The 12,019-nt window shown below is 44.9% G+C and carries 12 protein-coding genes; 11 read left to right on the top strand and 1 reads right to left on the bottom strand.

Features of this window, described 5'->3' with window-relative positions; translation table 11 throughout:
• Positions 1–76: 76 nt before the first annotated feature.
• The gene (locus FY534_RS08405) at positions 77–655 is read left to right on the top strand and encodes a hypothetical protein (RefSeq protein WP_203114294.1); all 579 of its coding nucleotides are present in this window, start codon (positions 77–79) and stop codon (positions 653–655) included.
• A 132-nt stretch (positions 656–787) separates the two neighbouring features.
• Here the strand turns inward: FY534_RS08405 and FY534_RS08400 are convergent, their stop codons facing one another.
• On the bottom strand, positions 788–1,129 hold the full coding sequence (locus tag FY534_RS08400) for a hypothetical protein (RefSeq protein ID WP_072874152.1): 342 nt from the start codon (positions 1,127–1,129) through the stop codon (positions 788–790).
• Positions 1,130–1,304: 175 nt separating this feature from the next.
• On the opposite strand from FY534_RS08400, the gene FY534_RS08395 reads away from it, so the two are divergent.
• The 10 genes from FY534_RS08395 to rny all read left to right on the top strand — a co-directional run bounded on the left by FY534_RS08395 (position 1,305) and on the right by rny (position 11,999).
• Positions 1,305–2,351 (top strand): hypothetical protein, encoded by a 1,047-nt coding sequence (locus FY534_RS08395; protein WP_203114293.1) that lies wholly within the window; start codon positions 1,305–1,307, stop codon positions 2,349–2,351.
• A 97-nt stretch (positions 2,352–2,448) separates the two neighbouring features.
• Positions 2,449–3,246, top strand: coding sequence for a DUF3388 domain-containing protein (locus FY534_RS08390; RefSeq protein WP_238413464.1), 798 nt, complete (start codon positions 2,449–2,451; stop codon positions 3,244–3,246).
• A gap of 95 nt (positions 3,247–3,341) precedes the next feature.
• Complete coding sequence (locus FY534_RS08385; RefSeq protein ID WP_203114292.1) at positions 3,342–4,292, top strand: helix-turn-helix domain-containing protein; 951 nt, start codon at positions 3,342–3,344, stop codon at positions 4,290–4,292.
• Between the two features lie 50 nt (positions 4,293–4,342).
• On the top strand, positions 4,343–4,834 hold the full coding sequence (locus FY534_RS08380) for a YajQ family cyclic di-GMP-binding protein (RefSeq protein ID WP_072874068.1): 492 nt from the start codon (positions 4,343–4,345) through the stop codon (positions 4,832–4,834).
• 131 nt (positions 4,835–4,965) lie between these two features.
• The gene (gene pgsA / locus FY534_RS08375; protein ID WP_072874150.1) at positions 4,966–5,556 is read left to right on the top strand and encodes a CDP-diacylglycerol--glycerol-3-phosphate 3-phosphatidyltransferase; all 591 of its coding nucleotides are present in this window, start codon (positions 4,966–4,968) and stop codon (positions 5,554–5,556) included.
• A 14-nt stretch (positions 5,557–5,570) separates the two neighbouring features.
• On the top strand, positions 5,571–6,821 hold the full coding sequence (locus FY534_RS08370) for a competence/damage-inducible protein A (protein WP_238413463.1): 1,251 nt from the start codon (positions 5,571–5,573) through the stop codon (positions 6,819–6,821).
• Positions 6,822–6,911: 90 nt separating this feature from the next.
• Positions 6,912–8,495: a DEAD/DEAH box helicase gene (locus tag FY534_RS08365; RefSeq protein WP_072874149.1), complete on the top strand. Its 1,584-nt coding sequence runs from the start codon at positions 6,912–6,914 to the stop codon at positions 8,493–8,495.
• A gap of 198 nt (positions 8,496–8,693) precedes the next feature.
• Complete coding sequence (recA, locus tag FY534_RS08360) at positions 8,694–9,737, top strand: recombinase RecA (RefSeq protein WP_203114290.1); 1,044 nt, start codon at positions 8,694–8,696, stop codon at positions 9,735–9,737.
• The gene (locus FY534_RS08355; RefSeq protein WP_072874065.1) at positions 9,727–10,365 is read left to right on the top strand and encodes a regulatory protein RecX; all 639 of its coding nucleotides are present in this window, start codon (positions 9,727–9,729) and stop codon (positions 10,363–10,365) included. The genes recA and FY534_RS08355 overlap by 11 nt, the downstream gene beginning before the upstream one ends.
• 92 nt (positions 10,366–10,457) lie before the next feature.
• On the top strand, positions 10,458–11,999 hold the full coding sequence (gene rny / locus FY534_RS08350) for a ribonuclease Y (protein WP_203114289.1): 1,542 nt from the start codon (positions 10,458–10,460) through the stop codon (positions 11,997–11,999).
• Positions 12,000–12,019: the final 20 nt, after the last annotated feature.

Below are 12,019 nucleotides of genomic sequence, written 5' to 3'. Positions count from 1 at the left end.
TAATCTTAATTCAGGAGGCGTTCCATACCTGGATCCTTCTGATAGGTTGATGAATGAGGACGGAGGCGATCTCCTTTTGAACAACTTTCGTAAATGGCTTTCGTTTTTTATTGTTTTGAGTATCTTGGGATGCGGTTGGATATGGGCAAAGAATACGGGATCTATCGGTAAACTTTCTGTAGGGCAATCGCCGTCTCAAGCCCAATCTGCAAATGAGTCATTATTTTCTGTTGCCGATCCTCCGGAAGGAGTGCGCGCAAAATTGGCAGAAGCGCTTTCTCCTGTCCCGTATCTAACCGATCTTGTCATTCAATCAGCCAATCATCAGCAACTGGATGTTTCGGCAGAAATATCAACTCCTCCCACGTTGGATAATGTCTCCTCACAACAATTGGGTAACTGGGCTATGACTTATTTTCAAGCCGTCTATCAATCTGGATTACCAGTTGGACAGGCGGAACTTGACGTCATGGTCAATGGTCAATTGGTAGCCACAGCTGGTATGGGAAAAATAGAATATGAAGCGTTGGCGGCTGTAACTGCTGGCCAAGAGGGTAGTAATTGGCAGGCGATGTTGCATGATATAGAGGAGGATCCTTCAAATTTGCAGAGTGGGACAACAGAACTTTGGTACCAGGCAAGTTCCTTAGGATAAGCAAGGGTAGGATAGTATTCCATGTCAGTTGGATGATGCATGAATAAGTTCTGATAAGAAAATAGAATCTTGAGAATGGAAACCAGCATTGGCGTGTCCCTTAGCAATGCTGGCTTTCTTTCATCCTGTAGATTAACGTCGAGAGGAGCGACCAATCAGATAGATGTGTGTAAAGCCAATTTTACGGCGACGTATTTCTCTCATTAGACTGCGGACAAGTGGTTCATGCCCAGTACGCATGAGAACTTCTAGAATAGTTTGGGTTGTAAAAGGTTCAGACAGGGAGTCGCGTACCTCGAGGTGTTCGTCCAATACCTGCAACCATCGATCATCATATCGGTCACCGCGTTTTTCTCGATAGGCGCGTTCATACAAGTCGCGTACACGAATATCCATGTTTAATTGCTGAAGATAAAAATCTAACTGATAGAGAGCTTTGGCGACAGACAAGTGGTCTCCGCCACTATAATTCATCACACAGATTCATCCTTTCCTACTCTCATTATCACGAACAGCATAAAGAAAGGCAAGATAAAGACGAGAAATAAATTTACTGCAAATCATGTTAAACTGATGGGTGATCATGATTTTAGTGTTGTCAATCCAGAATTGGACTGACAAGGGAAAAATGGAGTGCTACAATTAACCAATGAAACATTTAAAAAGCATTTTTCATTCTCGAGTGCGAAAAAGTTTATTCTTCACTTTTATAGCAGTATGTTCGGGACTGGCTGTCGGCTGTGGAGCTCCAGATATTAGCCATATGAAACCGAGTGTCAGTAAAAAAGCTGCGGAAATCTTTATTACATCTTCAACTCAAGGATGGACTACGGCTCAAGCAGTTTATGAAGCGGAAAAATCTAATCTTGATGTATGGGTCCAGTCTGTCAAAGTTCATCAGTTGATAGGGCAAATTCAACAGTTTCATAAAAAAGCTCCGCAAGGTTTGGCAGTAGTTGTTGGACAATGGGGAAATGCGGATGTAGGGTCGAGTCAAGGACCGTTGGCCTTAGTTCCTCTCAGCGCCTCGACAGGTCATGGGAAGAGGTTGACAGTGAAGGAGTCAGAAGTAGATGCTGCTTATGTAGTGGGGTATTTAGCCGGGCTCAATAGCCGCTTTCTAGCGATGCCACAAATTGGCCTTTTAGCAGGAATTAGCTCTCAACCTTCTGCCGCAGCAATGGCTGCTGCTTTGGCGGGTGTGTATCAAGCTAATCCTAAATGTTCTGTTATTTTACAAAATATCCCATCCGCCCAACGCAGTACACACCAATCTGTGTATTTTCCATCCCAGACCGGTTTGCTGGCGCCACAACTTGTACTTGCGGCAGGAACCTTGTCTTCGGCTGCGCAATCCTGGCTATTGCAAAGCCATTCACTCGTCTACCATCTGTCTGCTGCGCCACTTTCTGCCTCAAACGATGTAGCTTCGTTTGGCTTCCCAGGGCCTTCAATTTTGCCGGAATTGCTTCAGCGATATGAGCAAAATGACTTGCCCACTTCAGGTGTCCTATCAGTAGTCACGCCGCACCTAGTCATTCTTCAGGACAAAATGTTGCCAGTTAGCCTTATTCAAGCGGCTCATCAATTAATCGGGCAAATTATAGATGGCAAATTGAATCCTTCTGTCGCATGGTCAAAATTGCCCGGAAATTTGCAAGCAGCTTGGAATCCTTTCATTCAAAGTGGTTCCTAGAGGACTGCAAAATTTAGGTTTAGGTTGCTTATGTACGCACTGCTCGCCGTTTCTTTTTGCTATATGTCATTGAAGTTTGGTAAAGGGAGGGGATAGCGTGGATTTGCCGACAGACGCAAGTCAAGCAAAATTTGAATTGTATTTTCAATATCACATTCTTAAAAATCGTCCAGGATTGTTGGGAGATGTAGCTTCGCTTCTGGGGATGCTTGGGTTTAATATTGTCCAGTTAGCAGCAGTTTCTGAATCACGCCGTGGATTTTTGATTTTAACAGATAAGGAAGAGAGTATTGAAGCACTCAAGACCATGCTGTCCTCTATTGAAGACGCTGAATTAGATGCCTTACGTCCCCCCTCTTTGCGCGATCGGTTAGCGTTAAGACATGGTCGTTTTATAGAACGCAGTGATGCTGAGACTCGTACGTATCGATTTGTGCGAGACGAACTCGGTGTGTTGGTTGACTTTTTAGGTGAATTGTTAAAACGTCCGGGCAGGCAGATTGTAGGACTGCGCGGTCAACCGCGAGTAGGTAAAACGGAATCGATAGTGGCTGCAAGTGTATATGCCAATAAACGTTGGTTTTTTGTTTCATCGACGTTGCTTAAACAAACTATCTTACGCAATTTGCCGCCAGCCGATTTCCTTAATGATCAATTTGTCTATATCATTGATGGGGCTGTATCCTGTTTTCGCGGCGATGAAGAACATCAGGCCTGCCTGGAGGAGATACTGCGTTTGGATGCCCCTATCGTGATCGAGCACCCTGATATCTTTGTCCGTCATTCCCGATATAATTGGGATTTGTTTGATTATGTTATAGAATTGCGTCGCGAACCTAGTGAAGAAATTCGTTACGATGAATATGAGCGTCAGGCGGCTGCTTGGAATGAGTAAATTCACTCTCATCTGTCAAGGATGATAACGTCTCTGACTGACGCGGTGTTTAAGCGAAGTGAATAGAAGAGATACATGAAAGGAGAATGTTGTTCATGCATGCTGCTGTTCGGGCGCTGGGCGAAAAATTAAGGCAACAGAGAGAAAGACTAGGGCTCAGCTTGGAAGAGGTGGAGCAGCAAACGAAAATTCGCAAGCACTATTTGCGGGCGATTGAGAATGGTGAATGGGATTTTTTACCTGGCGATGTTTATGCGCGAGGTTTTGTTCGCACGTACGCCGAACTTTTGCAGATGGATGGCATGGCTCTTCTGGCGGAGTTGGATGCTGTGCACAGAGAACAGTCAATCAAAGAAAAAACGAATCTGCAATCCACAGAAGAACCTTCAGAATCTCGGACTTTTTCTGGGCAAACAGTACTTTCCCGAACGGGTGATGCTTCTGAATCATCATCTCAAAAGAACGACCGTTCCAAAATGAACAGAACTCGTCCGAGCTTGCCAGGTGGAGCGTTGCTTCAGGCGGGGGTCGTAGGAGTAGTGCTGGCCGCTATTGTCGTTGGTATTGTGGTGCTTCATAATGATCAGGCCAATCGTTCGCCGATGAATCATACAACAGCGGATTCAGCGTTAAGCACTTCATTGTCGAATCACAGTAATCAGTCATCTACATCTCATCCATCATCGAGTACGAGTCAAGCTATATATGGGCATACGACGAATCTTCCCAAGCAGCCAACGGTCTCGATTTTGTCGTCTCCAGTGCAAAATGGGGCTATGATCTATACTGTTTCTGGGCCAAAACCCACGCAGGTAACGATTACGGCAACGGCTGCCAATGGCTGTTGGCTGCAGGCGACTGTGAATGGGGCTATGGTGAATTCTAGTCTTTTACTCAGTCAAGGTGCGAGTCATTCTTGGACAGGTAGTAACATTCTTTTGCGTGTAGGTAATGTTCCGGGTGCGTCACTCAAAATTGACGGTCAATCCGTGGCGCTTCCTTCTGTGCAACAACCGCTGAATATCGATATTGTTCAAAAATCCTGAAGTCAGGACTGTTGAAATCTGTACTCAAGAAGTTGCGGGAGGTTATTTTTGTGGCTAAGGAAGCATCTTTTGATATTGTTTCTAAAATAGAAATGGCTGAAGTGGCTAACGCTGTTCATCAAGCCCAGAAAGAGATTGAAAATCGATTTGATTTTAAAGGAAGTAAAAGCGAGATTCGACTTGAGGAAAATGCTCTTGTCCTGGTCTCGGATGACGAATATAAACTTTCACAGTTGTTGGATGTATTGCAGAGTAAACTTGTCAAGCGTGACGTTCCCTTAAAAGCGTTGAAACCAGGTAAAACAGAGGCAGCATCCGGCGGGACCGTACGCCAGACTTTTCAATTACAACAAGGAATCGATCAGGAGACAGCGAAGTCCATCACGAAGCTGATTCGTGACAGTAAAGTGAAAGTTCAGGCTCAAATTCAAGGGGATCAAGTCCGTGTGACAGGAAAAAGTCGCGACGATTTGCAGGCTGTGATTGCAATGTTGCGAGAGGTTGATTTGCCAGTCGCCCTGCAGTTTACAAATTACCGCTGAGTCAAAACTTATGGTATGATAGTCAATAGAGTGGCAATCGTTCGTATTTTCGGGTTTCTGTTTTCACTCACACAATCGGATTGTTGTGAAAGTTTACGGGTATACCTTGTCCGAATGGGGCGTGTGTGCGATTGAATCTGGCGAACCGGATTACGCTTGCCAGGATTTTTCTTGTGCCGGTCGTCAGTTTTTTACTGCTGATTCACTATCAATTCTGGTCGTTTACCATTAATGGGCGGACTACTACAGGCAGTGAAATGATTGCGGCGCTTGTCTTTATGATTGCTGCTGGAACGGATGGCCTGGACGGATATATTGCACGCAAGCGGAAAATGATTACGAATTTTGGGAAGTTTTTAGATCCGCTTGCTGATAAACTGCTGATTTCAGCCGTACTCATCTCTCTTGTTGAGATGCAGCGTCTGTCTGCTTGGATAGCCATTCTTATTATAAGTCGGGAGTTTGCTGTGACAGGGTTGCGGCTTGTTGCAGCTGCTGACGGCATTGTAATTGCGGCAAGTAAACTGGCTAAGTGGAAAACTGTGACTCAAATTGTTGCAATGATTGCCCTCATGTTGAACAATTTTCCTTTTTCCGTCGTTGGATTTCCGTTTGATGAGGCAATGGTTTACCTGATGGTCATTATGACAGTCGCTTCGGGTGTGGATTATTTTGTTAAAAACAAACAGGTGACACAGATGGCAGGAGATGAATCGCGCTAAGGATGAATGTTTCTATGGCTGCCGCATGCGAGGCGGAACTGATTGCTGTAGGTTCAGAAATATTGTTGGGACAGATTCACAACCGTCATGCTCAATATATCTCTGAAGAATTTGCCAAGCATGGATTGTATGTTTACTATCATACTGCTGTTGGTGATAATTTTGAGCGAATAGTCGAAAGTTTTCGCATCGCCTCTCAGCGTGCGAATGTAGTCATAGTAACAGGCGGATTGGGTCCTACTGTAGATGATCTGACTAAAGAAGCATTGGCGGATTATCTAGGACGTAACCTCATTATGGATGAGAATGCGTTGCGTGAAGTCGAAGCTTATTTTGCGAAGCGTCAGCGGCCCATGCCAGAATCTAATCGCAAGCAGGCGCTCTGTATTGAAGGTGGTCGTCTTTTGGCTAACCCCAATGGGACGGCTCCAGGCCAATATGTAGAGCAGGAAGGGATTCATTATTTTCTCTTGCCAGGGCCCCCTTTGGAAATGCATCCCATGCTTTTGGCTGAAGTCATACCAACTTTGGAGCGGTTATTTGGCAATCAAAAAGTAGTTCGTTCGCGTGTTTTGCATTTTTGCGGTATAGGGGAATCAGATGTCGATGCTCAAGTACGGGATTTGACCGCAACTTCCAATCCTACCGTAGCCCCGCTCGCAGGAGAAGGGGAAATGTTGTTACGCATTACAGCGAGTGCAGCAAATGAGTCGTCGGCGTGGTCCAAAATCGCTCCAGTGGAAGCGGAGATACGCAGGCGACTTGGTGGTTATATTTATGGTGTGGACGAGGAGAATCTGCAAAGTGCTGTAGTCAACAGGTTGCACAATAGCGGATTGACTTTGGCAGTAGCAGAAAGTTGTACAGGTGGACTTGTTCAATCTATGCTTACACAGTTACCTGGGGTTTCCTCAGTCTATCGTGGTGGCGTTGTAGCTTACCATAACGAGATCAAAAATAAAATATTGCATGTTTCTTCACAAGTTTTGCTTCAACATGGAGCTGTTTCCAGAGAAACCGCGATTGCCATGGCGCAAGGTGTTAAAGACGCGCTGGATGCGGATTGGGGGCTTTCTGTAACAGGTATTGCCGGACCGAGTGGCGGTAGCGATGAAAAGCCTGTGGGCACCGTGTACATTGGTGTTGCAGGATTATATGGCGTATCCGAGGCGTATAGCCTGCATTTGCGAGGATCTCGCGAACAAATTCAGATACGTTCAGCCAAACAGGCGCTGTGGAGGTTATGGCAACATCTTCATTCATAAACTTTGGTCCTTTTGGAAGGCAGCTTGTTCTATACAAACAGGACGTGGAATGTTTGGAGCGAGGTTGGGGAGAATCAGGAAGGTGAGAAAATGAGTTCATTTGCAGCGTTTAATTTAAGTAAGAAAGTTCAGCAAGCAATTGATGAAATGGGATATGAAGAACCATCTCCCATTCAGGCGGCGGCAATTCCAGTGATTCTATCCGGTGTCGATGTGATTGGACAAGCTCAAACAGGAACTGGAAAAACAGCTGCTTTTGGTATTCCTCTCGTAGAAACAGTGAGTGCTGATCATCACGTGCAGGCGTTAGTTCTTACGCCCACTCGTGAATTGGCTATTCAAGTGGCAGGAGAGTTTCGGAAAATCGCTAAATATAAGCGTGTGCGCGCTCTTCCTATTTATGGTGGACAATCGATTGGTCATCAAATTCGTACTATTCAACAAGGCGTTCAAATTATTATCGGAACGCCAGGGCGCGTACTCGATCATATCCGTCGAGGAACGCTTCGTCTCAGTCAAGTGCGGACAGTTGTTCTTGATGAGGCTGATGAAATGCTCGATATGGGATTCATTGAAGATATTGAATCCATTCTTCAAGAAACGCCAGACCAACGTCAGACCTTGCTTTTTTCTGCGACGTTTCCCAACGAGGTACGCCGTTTAGCAGGTCGCTATATGAGTTCACCTGAACATGTGACGGTAAATCGCGGCGAAGTGACCGTTCCGCGTATCGATCAAGTCTATTACAAGGTGCTAGAGCGCAATAAGCTGGAAAGCCTTTGTCGAATCATCGATTCTGAAGAAGTTTCACTTGGGATTATTTTCTGTCGGACCAAGCGTGGAGTAGATGAGTTAGTTGAGGCTTTGCTTGCTCGTGGTTACTTGGTAGACGGATTGCATGGAGATTTAAGTCAGGCTCAGCGCGATCGCGTTATGAAACGCTTCCGTACCAATGATATCGAGTTGCTTGTTGCTACCGATGTAGCCGCACGAGGTATCGATGTAGACAATGTGACGCATGTTATCAATTATGATATTCCTCAGGACCCAGAATCCTATGTGCACCGGATCGGGCGTACCGGACGGGCTGGCAAGCAAGGATTGGCTATTACTTTAGTAACGCCTCGCGAGTTTAAGTTGCTCAAGCAAATTGAACGTGAGACCAAATCCAGTATGATATTGCGTGAAGTACCGTCTTTGGCTGATGTGGCAGAACGTCAAGCGGAAATTTGGCGCAATCGTGTCATAGAGGCAATTCAAGATGGAGGACTGGGCCATTATCGAGCTGTTTTAGGTCGAGTCATTGATGATTATGATCCAATTGATATTGCCTGCGCTCTGCTAAAAATTGCTTCTGCAGGTGATTTACAAGCGGAAGAACAGGTGGATTACGATTTTGGGGATACCGGTGCTTCGCCGGGCATGGTTCGCTTTTTTGTCAACATTGGAAGGGCCGCTCGCATGTCCCCGGCTGATTTTGTTCGAGCCATCTCAGATGAAGCTGGTGTGCCAGGACAAGCAGTGGGAAAAATTGATATTTTTGACCGCTTTACATTTATTGAAATTGAGGAAGAGTCTGCTCCGTTTGTTTATGAAGCGCTTAAACAAACGCGCATTAATGGGGCACGAGTCAATATGGAGCCTGCAAAACCCCGTGCGCGGGTGCGTCATTAACCAATTTGAACGAAAAAACTTCCCTCCTTGGGCATGATGAACTAAGTCAGCAATCTGAGTATTTCTCAGATTGCTTTTTTATGCGAACAAATGTTTGCATTCTTTGGTGAGATTGATACAATAGAGTGCAGGAAAGAAATCAGGTTTCACGAATTTTTGAGAGTAGAGATAACGAAATTGAGAATGGAAGGTGCCCGCATGGGAGACAAGCGCGCCGCATTAGATATGGCATTAAAACAAATTGAGAAACAATTTGGCAAAGGGTCAATTATGAAATTGGGAGAAGCGTCTGCTTCAATGAATGTAGAGACAATTCCCACAGGTTCCATTGCATTAGATATCGCACTTGGTGTAGGTGGATTACCGCGTGGAAGAATCATTGAGATTTATGGTCCAGAATCCTCAGGCAAAACCACTGTTGCTTTGCATGCAGTCGCGGAAGTGCAGAAACGTGGTGGACAGGCTGCCTATATTGATGCAGAGCACGCGCTTGACCCCATCTATGCCTCCAAATTAGGAGTCGATATTGACGAAATGCTCATCTCCCAACCGGATACAGGAGAACAGGCATTGGAAATCGCAGAAGCGCTTGTGCGCAGTGGTGCGGTAGATATTGTGGTTGTCGATTCGGTGGCTGCGCTCGTTCCTAAGAACGAATTGGAAGGAGATATGGGAGATTCTCATGTTGGCTTGCAAGCACGCCTGATGTCACAAGCACTTCGAAAATTGGCTGGCGCCATCTCTAAGTCAAAAACCATATGTATTTTTATTAACCAAATTCGGGAAAAAGTTGGCGTCATGTTTGGGAATCCTGAAACCACAACTGGGGGACGCGCACTTAAGTTCTACGCTTCTGTAAGATTGGAAATACGACGTGCAGAATCTCTAAAACAGGGAAACGATATTGTAGGTAGTAGAACACGCATTAAAGTGGTTAAAAATAAAGTCGCTCCACCCTTTAAGCAAGTTGATGTGGATATCATGTTTGGTGAAGGCATCTCGCGTGAAGGTAGCTTAATTGATTTAGCTACAGAACTGGAAATTATTCAGAAGAGTGGTGCTTGGTATTCCTATGGAGATGAGCGTATTGGTCAAGGTAGGGAAAATGCCAAGCAGTATTTAAAAGAGCATCCAGATGTTGCGGAGTCCATTGAAATGAAAATTAGAGAGCATTTTCAGGTAGGACAAAGTGCCCAGTTATTTCAGTCTGTAACGGATGATGTAGACGAATATGAGGATTGAAGAAAAAGAAAGTATGGTTGTTTCTGTTCGACCGGAGGATTCAGACTTAGTGTCTATTCTTTTGGATGATGGTACAGCATTAACTGTAGCCGTTCATATTGTTTCAGACTACCATCTCTATTCGGGAAAACGTCTGTCTGCCGAAGATAGAGCTAGACTGCAGGAACATGCGGCGTTCAGCAAAATCTGGAAGTCTGCTCTGCGCTATTTGCGCTATCAAATGCGTACAGTATTTCAAACACAGCGATATTTGCAAGAAAAAGGGTATCCAGAAGAACAGATACAACAAGTATTAAAAGTTTTGCAAGACCGCAAGTTTTTAGACGATAGACGGTATGCAAGTATGTACGCTGAGCAACATCAATCTCAACAAAGTCGCGCTTATATTATGATGAAACTGAAACAGCGAGGCATACAAAGTGGTGTTTTAGACACAGTTTGTTCAGATTGGGATGAAGAAGCAGCAGCTAAGTTGCTTGTGGAAAAATATCTTCGAAAAAAATCGAAAGATCATTCTCAGGATTTAAAAAGAAAACTTATACAATATTTGCAAAGAAAAGGATTTTCTTACGATATTGCCAAGCGTGTAGCTTTTCTTGACAACGATTGGGACGAACCGATAATATAAGGTTGCGTATATTTTACGGCCTCTAGCTCGATTGTGGTTTAGATTCCGCAGCTCAATTGTGGCTGCGTGAATGGGGCAGGGAGGCTTTTTCAGTGAATATAGCTTTATGGATATTGGTTACCATTGTTGCTCTGTTATTGGGTTTCTTCTTAGGATATATTTTGCGTCGAATCATGGCGGAAAATAAAATCGGCAGTGCGGAATCACGAGCGTTGCATATTTTAGAGTCGGCGGAAAGAGATGCCGAAGCCCGTAAAAAAGAGGCTCTGCTGGAAGCTAAAGAAGAAGCGCACCGCATTCGTCAAGAAGCTGAACGAGAATTGAGAGATCGCCGCTCTGAGTTGCAAAAGCTGGAACGAAGAGTTTTGCAAAAAGAAGAGTCGATTGATCGCAAGTTAGAAGCTTTGGAGCAAAAGTCAGAGAGTTTGAAAATTCGTGAGAATGAATTGGAAAATATCCGTTCTCGCATTGAAATGTTGCAAGCGGAACAAATCAGAGAATTGGAACGCATTTCTGGCTTGACCAGAGAGAGTGCCAAAGAGTTAATTTTGGCTGATGTAGAACGCGAATCTCGTCATGATGCTGCTGTTTTGATGAAAGAAATAGAACAGGAAGCAAAACGCGAGGCCGATCGACGCGCAAAAGACATAGTCGCTGCTGCAGTCCAGCGTTGTGCGGTCGATCACGCTTCAGAAATTACAGTATCCGTTGTTTCTCTGCCTAATGATGAAATGAAAGGCCGTATTATCGGTCGTGAGGGTCGTAATATTCGCACGTTAGAAACCTTGACTGGTATAGATTTAATTATCGATGATACGCCTGAAGCTGTAATTCTGTCCGGATTTGATCCGGTTCGCCGAGAGATTGCCAAAGTGGCTCTGGAACGTTTGGTGGCTGATGGCCGTATTCATCCAGCGCGCATAGAAGAAATGGTTGAAAAAGCTAGGCGTGACATTGATGAACTCATTCGTGAAGAGGGAGAACAGGCGACTTTTGATACAGGTGTTCATGGTCTGCATCCCGATTTGGTTAAGTTGGTTGGTCGTTTGCGGTTCCGGACGAGCTATGGTCAAAATGTCTTGAAGCATTCCATAGAAGTAGCACATTTGGCTGGTATGATGGCTGCTGAATTGGGACTCGATGTGGCGTTAGCCAAACGCGGAGGACTTTTACACGATGTTGGTAAGGCGGTCACTCACGAAGTAGAGGGTTCGCATGTAGAGATAGGCGTTGATTTAGCTCGTCGTTATAAAGAACATCCCATTGTTATCAATGCGATTGCTGCGCACCATGGTGATGTCGAGTTTATTTCTCCTATTTCTGTTATTGTTGCTGCAGCAGACGCCATTTCCGCAGCGCGTCCTGGCGCTCGACGCGAGACATTGGAAATTTACATGAAACGTTTAGAGAAATTAGAGTCTATTGCTGAGTCTTTTGAAGGTGTAGAAAAAAGCTATGCGATACAGGCGGGTCGTGAAATTCGTATCATTGTCAAGCCTGAGCAGATTGATGATGCGGAATCTGTACGCGTAGCCAAGCAAATCTCCAAAAAAATCGAAAACGAATTGGATTATCCGGGTCAAATTAAAGTAACCGTCATTCGAGAGACGAGAGCCGTGGAATACGCAAAATAGAGTGGCCATTACGGCTACTC

Origin of the sequence: Alicyclobacillus sp. TC (genome assembly GCF_016804365.1) — a bacterium.
GTDB classification, from domain to species: domain Bacteria; phylum Bacillota; class Bacilli; order Alicyclobacillales; family Alicyclobacillaceae; genus Alicyclobacillus_I; species Alicyclobacillus_I tolerans.
Note: the sequence above shows the minus strand (reverse complement) of the source record. Positions and strands in the feature narration are given on the sequence as shown.